Consider the following 15,317-nt stretch of genomic DNA (forward strand, 5'->3'; position numbering starts at 1 on the left):
TGCCCTCCTCGATTGCCATGGCTGCGAAGCAAACACAAGCCACTTACGCCATCCACATTCACAAGAAAAATGCCATCCCCTTGCCTCACCGTGTTTACAGGCCGCTTATAAATGGCAATATCCAGCACAATAAGCGGCCTGTAAGCTTTAAAACACTCTCATTTTGACGACCATGATGGTGATTTATGCAGCTTGTTACACACTAATTGCACACAAACCCAAACCCACTGCCGTGCTTGCCCTATCCACCATTATTTGCCCTGTTCACCAGCATAGCAACGCGATAAGCAGCGATCGTTTGGGGCAAGGAAATACCCTCTGCAAACCATGCACCCTGTGCTGCATATTGCTTGTTTCCGTGTGCAGCCCAAGCAGCTCTCATATCCAGTTCATCAAGATGCTTACAGGCCGCTTAGGAATATTCAATACGGCCTGTAAACTTCTGCCCAACAAAAAAGCCACCCGTTTGCACGGATGGCTTGGTGTTGTTGCAGATTTAAATGCTTACCATTGGTAACCGACACCAGCAGTACCGCCGAAGTAGCCTTGGGCATTACCGCTGGCGGCGGCTTTAATCACCCAATTACCTCCCTCAGAGATGGTTGAGTAGCCCACTGCGTAACCGGTTTGACCGCGGTACACGCCGCCAGACATAGACACCATGCTCTTACCTGGCAAGTAAGCTTGCGGCAAACCTGCCACAGCCATCGCGGTGGCCGTACCGGCATCTGCATTGTCTTCCACCGAGTCGATGCGATTGTTGATGCTGGCGCCCATTTGCTGCAATTGACGCACATTCACCGCATCGGTAGGTGCTTTACCATCGGCCACGTTGGACAAGGTCACTGGCGCATTGACATCGGCACCGACCAAGGTGGCGTTATTGGTGACCTTACCACCATTAGACTTGGTTGGGCTGTCGGCATCAGAGTATTGCACCACGCCTGCACCACCGGTTTTGATGTTCTCAATGGCTTTGTTGGTTGCATACAACTGGCTACCATTGATGGCATCGGTACTGTCGGCACTGATTTGACCTGCGGCCACATTGGTTACCGTGCGCTCTTCACCTGCTGAACCCACGCTCACCGTGCCCACTGGTTTGCTACCGGCAAACTTGTACTCCGTTCCTTGGATGGTGGTGCTGGCCGTACCCACTGGTTTGGATACGGTTGAACCATTGCCCAGAGCCACAGAGCCCATGAAGGTGGCACCATTAGACTTAGACATGTCGCTGGCGCTGCTGTCTATGGTCACCTCATTGCCCAACACAAACGAGTTGTCTTGTGTGATGGTGTTGTTATTACCGATGGCATACGAACCATTGCCAGACACTGTATTCGGGTCACCCAAAGCACCTGAGCTATTGCCCGACACTTTGTTGCCAGTACCAATGCTGATGGACTGTTTGCCGCTGGCTACCGAACCATGACCCATGGCGATGGCGCTTTCACCCAAAGCCTGTGAGCCTGAACCGATGGCCACTGCATTGGTTGCTTTAGAAGACACAAACGTGTTGTGACCCATGGCAACCGAACTGTCCGCACCCGCTTCAACGATGGCACCGACACCAAACGCGCTTGAGTTCTTACCGCCGGCGCTGGAATCATTGGTGGTACCAATCTTAGTTGGGTCGCCACCGTCGTTGGTGTGCGCGTATTTCACACCAGTGGTGTTAATCGCGTTAATCGTGTCTACCAAGTTCTTACGATCGGTGGTGGTTTGACCCGACACATCGAAGGTATCGAACAAATCATCCATGTTGCCAATATCATCTTTGATGTCATTGATGTTTTTGTTGATGACCGTGGTGGAATCGTTGATCGCTTTGTTCAATTGACCCACGTTCACCGCATCGCTGTCGGCCACACCGTCTGCCACATTGGTGATGACTTTGCCGCCGGCATCAATACCGTCTTTGGTCACGCTTGGGCCACCGGCTATCACCATGCCATCGCTGCTGATGGTGGTATCGCCAACGGTCAAACCGTTTTTATCCAGTTTGTTGCCGCCCACTTCGATGCTGTCCACTTTCAGGTTGTCGGCCAAATCAACGGTGATGTTGCCACCTTTGTTGCTGATTTGAACATTGCCATCGGTGTTGCCAAAGTCAACCGTCGCTCCCGGAGCCACATTGGAAGCCGAGCCACCATTGGCAGACACATTCCAGCCTGACGATGCGGTTTGATTCACAGCATCCAAAGCGCTTTGGACATTGGTGTAAGTGTTGCCACCCACATTCAAGCCAGTCACCACTTTGTTGCTGCCTGCATCGTAATAGCTAGATCCACCCAAGCTGTTCGCCACGCTGTTGCCCATGCCAAACAATTGGCTGCCATTGACCGCATCGGTAGAAGTCGCGCTGATGCTGCCGGCGTTCACCCCACTCAAAGTCACACCGCCAAAGTCGAGCACATTGCCACCGGTATTGCTGATGGTAATGGTGTCACCACCGTTGTTGGCAATGCTAATGCCTTTGTCGCTGATGCTGATCAAATTGCCGCTGCTGGTATTGCCCACGCTGACTGCATTGGCAGTCACTGTATCAAATACTGGACGCTCAGCAATTTGGATTTTCAAATTACCGGCCGCATCGGTGATGGTTTTCACGTTTTGACCACTGTAAGTGCCTGCAGTGGTCGCATCACCAACGATGGACAAGGTTTGACCCAAGTCTTTGTGGACGGTACTGCCTGCGTTGCCGGCGAAGTTCAAACCAGCCAAGGTCGCGCTGTTGCCCGCATTGTTCACCATATTGGTGACTTGATCCAAGTTCACCGCATCACCGCCAGTCGTACCGGCATTGACCCCACTCAAGGTATTGCCACCGAAGTTCACATTGCCATCATTGATGACGATGGTGTTGCCACCTTTGTTGACAATGGTGATGCCTTCGGCACCATAAGTCGCGCTGTCGCCCGCTTTATTGGTCACTTGCGTACCCGCAGCCGTTACCTCGGTCACGTCACCATTATTGTTGGTAATGGTGCTACCACCTGCCGTGGTGTTGTAAGTATTGCCAGCGGCATCGGTCAAGCTGATGGCGTTGGCGCCGTAAGTGGCGTTATTGCCCAAGGCATCTTCCACATGCGTACCGGCAGCGGTCAAGCTGGTGGTATTGCCGGCGGCGTCGGTCAAGACACTGCCTGCGGCTGTGGTGTTGTAAGTATTACCGGCAGCGTCTACCAAGGTATTGCCAGCGGCAGTCGTGGTGTTGGTATTGCCGGCGGTGTCGGTCAAGGTGGCGGCATTGGCACCGTAGACGGCTTTGTTACCGGCCGCATCGGTGACAGTAGTACCACCGCTGCCCATGATGCTGAGATTTTGGGTACCGGTTTCACCTGCCAACACGCTGTTGAAGAATGGGTTCTCGGCAATTTGAATTTGCAAGTTGCCAGCCGCATCGGTCACAGTTTTAACATTCTGACCGTCGTAAGCTCCGTTGGCGGTGGCTTTACCGACGATGGACATGGTTGCACCCAAGTCTTTGTGGACGGTGTTGCCTGCATTGCCGGCGAAGTTCAGGCCGGCTTTGCCCAAGCCATCCAACTGGCCTTTGTTCACGGCGTCACCTGCGGTCACACCATCACCCACACCATTAATCACGTTGCCACCGAAGTTCACATTGCCATTGTTGATGGTAATGAAGGTAGAACCGGCGGTGTCACCGATGCTAATGCCGTTGGCACCGTAAGTGGTTTGATTGCCCAAGGCGTCGGTCACGGTGGTGCCGGCTGCGCTCAAGTTGGTGATGTCACCGTTGCTGTTGGTCAAGATGCTGCCTACGGCTGTGGTGTCATAAACATTGCCAGCGGCATCGGTCAAGCTGATGGCGTTGGCGCCGTAAGTGGCGTTATTGCCCAAGGCATCTTCCACATGCGTACCGGCAGCGGTCAAGCTGGTGGTATTGCCGGCGGCGTCGGTCAAGACACTGCCTGCGGCTGTGGTGTTGTAAGTATTACCGGCAGCGTCTACCAAGGTATTGCCAGCGGCAGTCGTGGTGTTGGTATTACCGGCGGTGTCGGTCAAGGTGGCGGTATTGGCTCCGTAGACGGCTTTGTTACCGGCCGCATCGGTCACAGTAGTACCACCGCTGCCCAACACGCTGAAGTTACCAGAAGCGGTATCGCCTGCGGTTACGCTGTTGAAGAATGGGTTTTCAGCAATTTGAATTTGCAAGTTGCCTAAAGCATCGGTCGCGGTTTGTACGTTGCGGCTGCTGTAAGTGCCTGCCACAGCGGCGGCATTGTCAACAGCAATACCTGCTGCTGGGGTCAATGCACCCACGATGGACATGGTTTGACCCAAGTCTTTGTGGACGGTACTGCCAGCATTGCCTGCAAAGTTCAGGCCGGCACTGGTCAAGCTCTTACCTGCATCGTCCAACTGACCTTTGTTCACCGCATCACCTGCGGTCACACCATCACCCACACCATGAATCACGTTGCCACCGAAGTTCACATTGCCATTGTTAATGGTGATGAAGGTAGAACCGGCGGTGTCACCAATACTGATGCCATTGGCTCCATAAGTGGTTTGGTTACCGGCCGCATCGGTGACAGTAGTACCACCACTGCCCAACACGCTGAAGTTACCTGCGACGGTATTGGCGGTCACCGCATCGAAGAATGGGTTTTCTACCAAATTTATTTGCAAGTTGCCTAAAGCATCGGTCGCGGTTTGTACGTTGCGGCTGCTGTAAGTGCCTGCCACAGCGGCGGCATTGTCAACAGCAATACCTGCTGCTGGGGTCAATGCACCCACGATGGACATGGTTTGACCCAAGTCTTTGTGGACGGTACTGCCAGCATTGCCTGCAAAGTTCAGGCCGGCACTGGTCAAGCTCTTACCTGCATCGTCCAACTGACCTTTGTTCACCGCATCACCTGCGGTCACACCATCACCCACACCATGAATCACGTTGCCACCGAAGTTCACATTGCCATTGTTAATGGTGATGAAGGTAGAACCGGCGGTGTCACCAATACTGATGCCATTGGCTCCATAAGTGGTTTGGTTACCGGCCGCATCGGTGACAGTAGTACCACCACTGCCCAACACGCTGAAGTTACCAGCGGCGGTATCGCCTGCGGTTACGCTGTTGAAGAATGGGTTTTCAGCAATTTGAATTTGCAAGTTGCCTAAAGCATCGGTCGCGGTTTGTACGTTGCGGCTGCTGTAAGTGCCTGCCACAGCGGCGGCATTGTCAACAGCAATACCTGCTGCTGGGGTCAATGCACCCACGATGGACATGGTTTGACCCAAGTCTTTGTGGACGGTACTGCCAGCATTGCCTGCAAAGTTCAGGCCGGCACTGGTCAAGCTCTTACCTGCATCGTCCAACTGACCTTTGTTCACCGCATCACCTGCGGTCACACCATCTGCAACACCCGTCAAGGTATTGTCACCGAAGTTCACATCGCCATTGTTGATGGTGATGAAGGTAGAACCGGCGGTGTCACCAATACTGATGCCATTGGCGCCGTAAGTGGTTTGGTTGCCCAAAGCGTCGGTCACGGTGGTACCACCGCTGCCAATCACGCTGTAGTTACCCGCAGCAGTATCACCTGCAGTCATACTATTAACGCTGATGTTGTCTGCCAATTCAAACGTCAAGCTGGTGCCGCTGTTGGCAATCTCGATGTTGCCATCGGTATTGCTGAAGTCTACGGTCGCACCTGGAGCCACGTTGGTGGTCGTGCCACCTTCGGTGCTCACATCCCAACCACGTGATGCGGTGGTATTCACTGCATCTAAGGCGTCCTGTACGGTGTTGTAAGAGTTACCACTTACATCCAAATTGGCCGTAACAGTACCAGTGCTGCTGTCAAAACTGCTGTTGCCTCCCAAGGCATTGGCAGTGCTGTTGCCCACTGCATACAATTGGCTGCCATTCACCGCTTCGGTTGAACCCGCACCAATCAGACCTTCGCTCACACCCGCCAAGGTATTGCCACCGAAGTTCACATTGCCATCGGCAATGGTGATTACTGGGGCGTTGCCTTGATTGATGGTCAAACCGGTTTGACCCAATTCGCTGTAATTGCCTGTAACTGTGTCACCGGCTTTGATGGTGCTCACATTCAAATTGTCTGCCAATTCAAACGTCAAGCTGGTGCCGCTGTTGGCACAATCTCGATGTAATTGCCTGTAACTGTGTCACCGGCTTTGATGGTGCTCACATTCAAATTGTCTGCCAATTCAAACGTCAAGCTGGTGCCGCTGTTGACCCAATTCGCTGTAATTGCCTGTAACTGTGTCACCGGCTTTGATGGTGCTCACATTCAAATTGTCTGCCAATTCAAACGTCAAGCTGGTGCCGCTGTTGACCCAATTCGCTGTAATTGCCTGTAACTGTGTCACCGGCTTTGATGGTGCTCACATTCAAATTGTCTGCCAATTCAAACGTCAAGCTGGTGCCGCTGTTGACCCAATTCGCTGTAATTGCCTGTAACTGTGTCACCGGCTTTGATGGTGCTCACATTCAAATTGTCTGCCAATTCAAACGTCAAGCTGGTGCCGCGGTTGACCCAATTCGCTGTAATTGCCTGTAACTGTGTCACCGGCTTTGATGGTGCTCACATTCAAATTGTCTGCCAATTCAAACGTCAAGCTGGTGCCGCTGTTAGCAATCTCGATGTTGCCATCGGTATTGCTGAAGTCTACGGTCGCACCTGGAGCCACGTTGGTGGTCGTGCCACCTTCGGTGCTCACATCCCAACCACGTGATGCGGTGGTATTCACTGCATCCAAAGCGTCCTGTACGGTATTGTAAGAGTTACCGCTCACATCCAAATTGGCCGTAACGGTACCGGTGCTGCTGTCGAAGCTGCTGTTGCCACCCAAAGCATTGGCGGTGCTGTTGCCCACTGCATACAATTGGCTGCCGTTAACCGCTTCTTTTGAACCCGCACCAATCAGACCTTCGCTCACACCCGCCAAGGTATTACCACCGAAGTCCACATTGCCATCGGCAATGGTAATCACTGGGGTATTGCCTTGCTTGATGGTCAAACCAGCCTGACCCAATTCGCTGTAATTGCCCGTAACTGTGTCGCCAGCTTTGATGCTGGTCACATTCAAATTGTCAGCCAATTCAAACGTCAAGCTGGTGCCGTTGTTGGCAATCTCGATGTTGCCATCGGTATTGCTGAAGTCTACGGTTGCACCCGGAGCCACATTGGTGGTCGCGCCACCTTCGGTGCTCACATCCCAGCCACGTGATGCGGTGGCATTTACGGTATCCAATTGACCTTTGTTCACCGCATCACCAGAGGTTACGCCATCACCCACACCACTCAAGGTATTGCCACCAAAATTCACACCGCCATCGGCTATGTTAATGGTTTGGCCGTTGCTTGGATTGCTGATGCTGATGCCATCATTGTCTATGGTCACCACATTGCCAAAAGTATTGCCCGCCACAATGCCATCAAATTCTGGGCGTTCTGAGAATTGCACTTGAATGCCATTGGCAGTATGAACGGTTTGCACGTTTTTGCTGCTGTAATCACCTGCAGTCGCAGCATCGGTGTTTTCAGTCAAACCTGCTACCGCAGTGCTTGCACCGACGATGGACAAGGTTTGACCCAAATCACGGTGTACGGTGCTGCCATCGTTGCCAACAAAGTTCAGGCCGGCTGCGGTCAAGCTGGCGCCCGCATCTTTGAGCTGACCCAAATTCACCGCATCACCCGCAGTCACACCTGCACCAATGCCAGTTAAAGTGGTGCCTCCAAAGCTGACATTGCCATCGGCAATCACGACATTGCCTGTGGTGTTGCTAGGGTTGCTGATGGTGATACCGTTGCCGTTTAAAGTCACCGCGTTACCAGTGGTAGTGCTGCCCGCAGTCACTGTCGTGCCTGCGACGGTATTGGCGGTCACAGTATCGAAGACTGGTTTTTCAGCAAATTGTATCTGCACATTGCCCGCGCCATCGGTCACGGTTACCACGTTTTTGCTGCTGTATGCGCCACCGGTTGCGGCGGTAGCGGCTTGGTAAGCCAAGCCAGTGACAGCAGCCGTGGTATTTGCACCAATAATGCTTAAGGTTTGCCCCAAATTGCGGTGCACTGTTGAACCAGCATTACCCGTGAAATTCAGGCCGCTGTTACTGGCCGCACCGATGGCTTCATACGCTGCGTACAATTGCGAGCCGTTAATCGCATCGGTACTGAGTCTAGACACATTGCCTGCGGCCACATTGATGACTTGACGGGTATTGGTACCAGAACCAACGCTGACCACGCCATTGGCAGCCGAGCCTTGGCCTGCAAAAGAATAAGCAACGCCATTAATGGTCGCGCCCATTTCAGTGGTGGCGACACGGTCAGTTGAACCTTTGCCTAAAATCACACTATTGGCTTGCGTTGATGTGATGTTATTACCCATTGCAAAAGTATTGCTTTGAGCGATATTGTTGTTGTTACCAATCGAATAGGCATAATCGCCAGTGACCACAGTTGGGTCACCGATGGCACCTGAATTGCGGCCTGTAACCTTATTGCCGTTACCAATACTGATGGCATTGACACCTGTTGCATTGGCATTCACACCAATGGCAATAGCATTGGCTTGACCTGCAATCGAATTGGTACCCCATGCCAATGCACCCTCACCCAATGCAGTGCTCTTTTTACCGATAGCAATAGAACAAGCACCAGCAGCAATGGAATTAGCACCTATTGCAGTGGCACTGGTATTATTCGCACTGGCAAATGCCCCAAGTACAGTTGTATAAGTTGCTGTACCAGCAGCATTTGCACCCATTACCGTTGCATAATGTGAATATGAGCCTGTTTTAGTAAAGACGCCTATGGCGATACCGCCATCCGCATTATTAACGTGTGCTGAAGGACCAATGGCCACAGTACCTGTAGTAGCCGCAGATCCACCTTGATCAGATATCGCCCCACTACCAATGGCCACTCCATATGCGTAAGCTTGAGTATTCGAACCCACTGCAACACCATTGGTATCGGTTGGACCACCACCCACAGTGACATTATTGCCTATCGCCACTGAATAACTGGATTGTCCAACAGTCGCTGCCGCACCCGTACCGCCACTACCCGTTGCGCCTATCGCTACACTACCTGTTTGCCCTCCTGATCCTAATGTAAATGTCCCCCCCCCTGCAGCATAAGAAGCATGCGCAAACGGCATGGCCAATGAGGTAAACACACCCAACAAGGTCAACGTGAGTTTGCTGAAGGCATGAATTTTTCGGATAGGTCGTTTGGCTTCTGCTTGAGGAACACATGACACTTGTGACTGTACGGATTTGCCTTGGCTGGTTTCAATTTCAGAAACCGCCACATAAGTACCAGTAGATTCGTTGTAAACGACTTTGTATGCCTTATTCATTTTGTCTTCCTCTGCCAAACAAAAAACGCGCTGCCCGGATTTACAGGCCGCTTAAATGGAAATATATCTTTAAAAAAACCGAATTTAAACAATCTATTATTAAAAAATCACTTAAAAATCATCTTTTAATAATGGATTTCACAACTTACATGAAGCATCAAAACTTTTTTCAAACACAAATACAAAAGACTAGCAAAGCAATTTTCATACCAAGGACGGGAAAGACCCGTGCTTGCTCAATTTGAGACGGTATTGCTTCAATTTTTTAAACAGAAATGGCGGTATACAGAGAATGTGCATGGCTATGGACTTTAGCTTGACGCTTTCTTGCACTTTGAAAACAAAGGCAAATAAACTTGCAAATCAATAACCATTAACCCTTAGAGGCAAGATTATAGGCAAACAGCATAGGGAAACTAGTCTAAATAAAAACCAGACCTGTTTCGAGGTCTGGCTTGAAGCTTTTATGACACATTTACTCAATTTGCGGCAGTATTTTCTTCTGCCATGGCGGAGATGGTCAGCACTTTATCAATTTGGGCCAACATCGCCGTTAATTGCGTTTGCACTGCAATCGCATCCAAAGCAGGCTCGCCTGCTTCATCAACAAAATTGTGGGTAAACGCATCGACATACGGTGCAAACGTGGATTTCAGCTGGGCGATTTTGACCACATCCAAACGGGTGTAATGCTCGCCACCAAAACCCAATAAACCATGGTCGCGTTGCCATGCTTCAAATTGTTTGCGACTGATGCCAACGATGTGGCACAAATCTTCGGTGCTGAAGTAACGTTGTGCCGGAATCTGAATCAGATTATCTTTGCTTGTCATAATGATGTTCCACCATGCCTTTTAATTTTTGGCTTGCGTGGAAAGTGACAACACGACGGGCGCTGATGGGTACTTCTTCGCCGGTTTTAGGATTGCGACCGGGGCGCTGTGGTTTGTCGCGCAATTGGAAGTTACCAAAACCTGAAATTTTGACTTCTTCGCCACTTTCCAAAGCCTGACGAATTTCTTCAAAAAACAACTCGACAATGTCTTTGGCATCATTCTTATTCATTCCAGCCACTTTGTCGACCAAAATATCTGCCAATTCGGCTTTTGTTAACGTCATAGTCCTACTACCTTTATACTTAATGTGCGCTATTATCAGCAAAAAAATCTAATTATTCAATCTCTTGACAAATCATGCTCGAAGTGTTGCACCGCTTTCTTGGGCAATTTTAATCAAACTTTGCATTTCTTCATCGACCACGGCGTCGATCAAGGTCGCAGCAGCGTCCTGTAACATCACTTTCAAAGCCATGGATTTGTGTCCTGCCTCTATGCCCACACCAGTGTACACGTCAAACAAGTCTACCGATTTCACCAATGGGCCTGCGGCTGCACGCAAAGTGTGCAATAAATCAGCGGCTTTGACGCTGTCAGCGATGACAAAGGCCAAATCACGGCGCACAGGTGGGAATTTTGATACCGCTTGGTAAGTCACGGCTTGGCTTTGCAACAACAGGCTCAGCTCTACTTCGAATAACACTGGCGCTTGTGGCAAATCGTATTTGTGTACCCATTGTGGGTGCAATTGACCAATCACCCCAACCACCACACCATCGAGCAACAATTGTGCGCAGCGGCCTGGATGGAAGGCTGGGTGTTCAAACGCTTGGTATTGTACCGAAAGACTGCGGTGGATGAGTTGTTCCAAATCGCCTTTCACATCAAAGAAATCCACCAAACGACTGGCTTCACCCCATTGTTCTGGCACGGCATAACCATAGGCCAAACCGCCGACACGTTCGTTTTGCACAAACGCGCCTTGCGCATCTTTCTTGAACACACGCGCAATTTCAAACAAACGCACACGGCTTTGTTTGTAATTCAAATTGTGTTGCAAGGTTTTGATCAAGCCACCGATTAAGGTAGAGCGCATCACGCTCATGTGGCTGGCCAATGGATTTTGCAAACGGATGGGGTTGGTATTGGCGGCAAAGTCTTGTTCCCAAGTCTCGTCCACAAACGCATAGCTGACAATTTCACGGTAGCCGCGTGCGGCTAAGGCGTGGTAAACCGAGAAACGGGTTTTGCGGTTTTCAGGCCGCTTGAGCATGTGTAAGCGGCCTGAAGTGTAATCATCAGGGATTTTGTCATAGCCATACACACGACCCACTTCTTCAATGATGTCGACTTCTTGCTCGATGTCAAAACGGAAGCTAGGCGCAGTCACTTCAAAACCCTCGGCCGTGGCCACAGGATTCAAGCCCAAATGGTTTAAGATGGTGGCAACGGTGTCCACAGGCACTTCTATGCCCAACACTTGGTTGATGCGCGCAGTGCGCACGGCCACTTTGTTGGCAACAGGCAAATAGCCCAAGGCTTCGGTCACGGCACCGACTTGGCCGCCACAAATGCTGTGCACCAAGAAGGCGGCACGTTCAATGGCATCGGCCTGTAAACGGTAATCGACGCCGCGTTCATAGCGGTAAGACGAATCTGAACCGAAACCGTATTGGCGGGATTTATTCGCAATGCTGTTCGGTTGGAACCATGCTGATTCCAAGACCACGTTTACGGTGTCATCCGACACGGCACTGGCAGCGCCGCCCATCAAACCAGCCATGCTCAACGCGCCCGCTTCGTCGGCCACCACCAAGGTATCGGCTGCCAAAACCACTTCTTTGTCGTTCAAACACAATAATTTTTCACCGTCTTCAGCGCGGCGCACAATAATCGAGCCAGTCACTTTATCGGCATCAAAAATGTGCATTGGCTGACCGAGTTCCAACATCACATAATTGCCAATGTCGACCAAAGCCGAAATCGAGCGGATGCCAGAACGGTTTAAGCGTTGCACCATCCAGCTAGGTGTTGCTGCTTTGGCATCGACGCCTTCAATCACGCGCGCCAAAAAGCGACCACAATCGGCAGGTGCATCTATGCGCACGGCTTGCATGCGGCCTGTAGACACTGGCACAGTCGGAATGCTGAAGGCATTGTGTTCGCACTGAGTCAAAGCCACCACTTCGCGGGCTATGCCTTTGATGCCCAAGCAATCGGCGCGGTTAGGGGTGATTTTTAAGGTGAATAAGGCATCATTCAAAGCCAAATAATCACGAATATCGGCACCGACAGGTGCATCTGCTGGCAATACCATCAAGCCATCGACATCATCAGGAATGCCCAATTCTTTGCCTGAGCACAACATGCCATTGGAAACCTGACCGCGCATTTTGGTCGGCTTGATTTTGAAATTACCCGGCAATACCGCACCCGGTAAAGAGCAAGGCACTTTGATGCCGACTTTGACATTCGGTGCACCACAAACGATTTGGATCAATTCACCGGTGCCCGCATCCACTTGGGTAATGTTCAAGCGGTCGGCATCGGGGTGTTTTTCAACTTGTTTGACTTCGGCGATGACCACACCTGAAAACTCAGGTGCTGCAGGCTCTACTTCCTCGACTTCCAAACCCGACATGGTGAGCAAATGTGCCAATTCATCGGCGCTTTTATTGGGTGACACCCATTTTTGTAACCAATCATATGAAAATTGCATGATGTGCCCCCGTTAGAATTGATTCAAGAAATTTAAGTCGTTATCGAAGAACAAACGCAAGTCGTTCACGCCATAACGCAACATCGCAAAGCGGTCTAAACCGATACCAAACGCAAAGCCGGTGTATTTTTCAGGGTCTATGCCGACATTGCGCAACACATTCGGGTGCACCATACCGCAACCGCCAACTTCCAACCAGCCGCGTTCGCCCAAGATGTCGATTTCAGCCGAAGGCTCGGTAAATGGGAAGAATGATGGACGGAAACGCACTTGCATGTCGTCGCGCTCAAAGAAGTTGCGGATAAATTCGGTAAACACCGCTTTCAAGTCCGCCATGGTCACACCTTCTTCCACCCACAAGCCTTCGGCTTGGTGGAACATCGGTGAATGGGTGGCATCCGAATCGACGCGGTACACGCGACCTGGCGCAATGATGCGGATAGGTGGGTTTTTCTTGTCCAACATATAACGCACTTGAATCGGCGAAGTATGCGTACGCAGCACATCGCCATTTTCCACATAGAACGTGTCTGCCATCGCACGCGCTGGGTGGTTTTCCGGAATGTTTAAGGCTTGGAAATTGTAGAAATCTTGTTCAATCTCAGGACCATCGGCCACTTCAAAACCCATGCCGGCAAACAAAGACACCACGCGCTCTAAGGTATTGGTCACCGGATGCAAACCACCGATGTTTTGACCACGGCCCGGCAAAGTCACATCCAAGCTTTCGGCTTTCAATTGTGCAGCCAATTTGGCCGCATTCAATTCATCGCGCTTTTGATTGATGGCGTCTTGAAAGCGCTGCTTCTCCACATTGATGGCGGCACCGAATGTCTTCTTCTCTTCGATAGACAATGCACCCAACCCCTTCATCAAGGCGGTGATTTTACCGGTTTTACCCAGATACTCAGCTTTCAGCACTTCCCATGCTTGCAAATCGCCAACTTGCGCCACTTGCGCAATGCCGCCATCCACAAGTGCGGTGACTTCTTTCATGTCCATATTAATATGACCCTGCGAAAATTGAACGGGACGCCTTTATAGGACGCCTTAAAAGACAATAGTTTGCCAATTGATTTAACAAACAAACCAATGGGCAAACCATCGACAAAAAAGGGAGGCTATTAGCCTCCCTTCTGAATCTTACTTATTAACCGAGGTTGGCTTTAGCTTGTTCAACCAATTTAGCAAAAGCTGGTTTGTCGAACACGGCCAAGTCAGCCAAGACTTTACGGTCGATATTGATAGATGCTTTTTTCAAACCGTTCATGAATTTGCTGTAAGACAAGCCATTTTCACGAGCTGCAGCATTGATACGCACAATCCACAATTGACGGAATTGGCGTTTGCGTTGACGACGGTCACGGTATGCATATTGACCGGCTTTCATCACTGCTTGTTTTGCTACACGGTAGACGTTTTTACGACGACCACGGAAACCTTTGGCTAAGGCTAATACTTTTTTGTGACGAGCACGTGCGGTAACACCGCGTTTTACGCGAGGCATAATCTACTCCAATTAAGCGTAAGGCAACATTTTTTTGACAGACAAAGTATCGCTGTCATGAACTTGAGTGGTACCACGTAAGTTGCGTTTCACTTTAGTGGATTTTTTAGTCAAGATATGGCTTTTGAACGCTTTAGCGCGTTTGATGCCACCACTGCCTTGCACGATGAAGCGTTTTTTCGCGCTAGACTTGCTTTTCATTTTAGGCATGGAAAACTCCAAATGATTTAATTAGGCATTGGGCGGTTAGTAAAACCCTTTTTACTGGCCCAGCACCACGGTTTTTATGCTGACAAAACAAACAAAACTGCCAAGTCAGTCAGCCTCAACTTGGCAGCGCAAAATTATAGCCTTATTTTTTCTTTGGAGCAACCATCATCACCATTTGGCGACCTTCCATTTTTGGAAATTGCTCCACAGAACCCACTTCAGCCAAATCTTCTTGCACACGTTTCAACAATTGGGCACCCAATTGTTGGTGCGCCATCTCGCGACCACGGAAGCGCAAAGTAATCTTAACTTTATCGCCATCAGCCAAAAAGCGCTGAATATTGCGCATTTTGATGTTGTAATCGCCATCATCGGTACCAGGACGGAATTTGATTTCCTTGATTTGCACCTGTTTTTGTTTCTTTTTGGCTTCATCGCGTTTTTTGGATTGTTCGTATTTGAATTTACCAAAATCCATCAATTTGCACACAGGAGGCGTTGCATTTGGGGAAATTTCCACCAAATCAATGTCTTCCTCTTCCGCCATAGACATGGCTTGACGGGTTGAAACAATGCCCAGCTGTTCACCGGTACTGCTAATTAAACGCACTTCCTTGACGGTGATTTCACCGTTAATACGTGCTTCGCGTTCTTGAGCGATGGTTATACTCCTTAA

Annotated in this window: 11 protein-coding genes; all 11 read right to left on the bottom strand. The window is 50.3% G+C overall.

What is annotated here, in order from left to right:
- Positions 1-504 precede the first annotated feature (504 nt).
- Entirely contained in the window at positions 505-6,111 is a 5,607-nt protein-coding gene (locus tag BN3003_RS16605; protein ID WP_058357729.1) for a YadA-like family protein, read from the bottom strand.
- Positions 6,108-6,263 (bottom strand): hypothetical protein, encoded by a 156-nt coding sequence (locus BN3003_RS18935; protein WP_159061476.1) that lies wholly within the window; start codon positions 6,261-6,263, stop codon positions 6,108-6,110. The genes BN3003_RS16605 and BN3003_RS18935 overlap by 4 nt, the downstream gene beginning before the upstream one ends.
- Before the next feature lie 38 nt (positions 6,264-6,301).
- The gene (locus BN3003_RS18940; RefSeq protein WP_159061478.1) at positions 6,302-6,463 is read right to left on the bottom strand and encodes a hypothetical protein; all 162 of its coding nucleotides are present in this window, start codon (positions 6,461-6,463) and stop codon (positions 6,302-6,304) included.
- A gap of 38 nt (positions 6,464-6,501) precedes the next feature.
- Positions 6,502-9,369, bottom strand: a complete 2,868-nt coding sequence (locus BN3003_RS16610; RefSeq protein ID WP_058357730.1) for an ESPR-type extended signal peptide-containing protein — start codon at positions 9,367-9,369, stop codon at positions 6,502-6,504.
- A gap of 479 nt (positions 9,370-9,848) precedes the next feature.
- A complete protein-coding gene (locus BN3003_RS16615; RefSeq protein WP_058357731.1) occupies positions 9,849-10,202 on the bottom strand; it encodes a hypothetical protein in 354 nt (117 codons plus the stop codon).
- Positions 10,186-10,488, bottom strand: coding sequence for an integration host factor subunit alpha (locus BN3003_RS16620; protein ID WP_058357732.1), 303 nt, complete (start codon positions 10,486-10,488; stop codon positions 10,186-10,188). Before BN3003_RS16620 ends, BN3003_RS16615 begins: the two co-directional genes overlap by 17 nt.
- Before the next feature lie 72 nt (positions 10,489-10,560).
- Entirely contained in the window at positions 10,561-12,924 is a 2,364-nt protein-coding gene (gene pheT, locus BN3003_RS16625; protein ID WP_058357733.1) for a phenylalanine--tRNA ligase subunit beta, read from the bottom strand.
- Positions 12,925-12,936: 12 nt separating this feature from the next.
- Positions 12,937-13,920 (bottom strand): phenylalanine--tRNA ligase subunit alpha, encoded by a 984-nt coding sequence (pheS, locus tag BN3003_RS16630; RefSeq protein WP_058358098.1) that lies wholly within the window; start codon positions 13,918-13,920, stop codon positions 12,937-12,939.
- A 154-nt stretch (positions 13,921-14,074) separates the two neighbouring features.
- Positions 14,075-14,431, bottom strand: a complete 357-nt coding sequence (rplT, locus tag BN3003_RS16635) for a 50S ribosomal protein L20 (protein WP_058357734.1) — start codon at positions 14,429-14,431, stop codon at positions 14,075-14,077.
- 12 nt (positions 14,432-14,443) lie between these two features.
- Positions 14,444-14,641: a 50S ribosomal protein L35 gene (rpmI, locus tag BN3003_RS16640; RefSeq protein ID WP_058357735.1), complete on the bottom strand. Its 198-nt coding sequence runs from the start codon at positions 14,639-14,641 to the stop codon at positions 14,444-14,446.
- A gap of 142 nt (positions 14,642-14,783) precedes the next feature.
- Positions 14,784-15,308, bottom strand: coding sequence for a translation initiation factor IF-3 (infC, locus tag BN3003_RS16645; protein ID WP_082625711.1), 525 nt, complete (start codon positions 15,306-15,308; stop codon positions 14,784-14,786).
- Positions 15,309-15,317: the final 9 nt, after the last annotated feature.

It is taken from the genome of Vitreoscilla massiliensis, assembly GCF_001457815.1.
Taxonomy (GTDB): Bacteria; Pseudomonadota; Gammaproteobacteria; order Burkholderiales; family Neisseriaceae; genus Vitreoscilla; species Vitreoscilla massiliensis.

What these genes read in the sequence shown, in the direction of transcription:
- BN3003_RS16620 (WP_058357732.1), bottom strand. Translation starts at nt 10,488, where the DNA reads ATGACGTTAACAAAAGCCGAATTGGCAGATATTTTGGTCGACAAAGTG.
- BN3003_RS16615 (WP_058357731.1), bottom strand. Translation starts at nt 10,202, where the DNA reads ATGACAAGCAAAGATAATCTGATTCAGATTCCGGCACAACGTTACTTC.
- pheT (WP_058357733.1), bottom strand. Translation starts at nt 12,924, where the DNA reads ATGCAATTTTCATATGATTGGTTACAAAAATGGGTGTCACCCAATAAA.
- BN3003_RS16610 (WP_058357730.1), bottom strand. Translation starts at nt 9,369, where the DNA reads ATGAATAAGGCATACAAAGTCGTTTACAACGAATCTACTGGTACTTAT.
- rplT (WP_058357734.1), bottom strand. Translation starts at nt 14,431, where the DNA reads ATGCCTCGCGTAAAACGCGGTGTTACCGCACGTGCTCGTCACAAAAAA.
- rpmI (WP_058357735.1), bottom strand. Translation starts at nt 14,641, where the DNA reads ATGCCTAAAATGAAAAGCAAGTCTAGCGCGAAAAAACGCTTCATCGTG.
- pheS (WP_058358098.1), bottom strand. Translation starts at nt 13,920, where the DNA reads ATGAAAGAAGTCACCGCACTTGTGGATGGCGGCATTGCGCAAGTGGCG.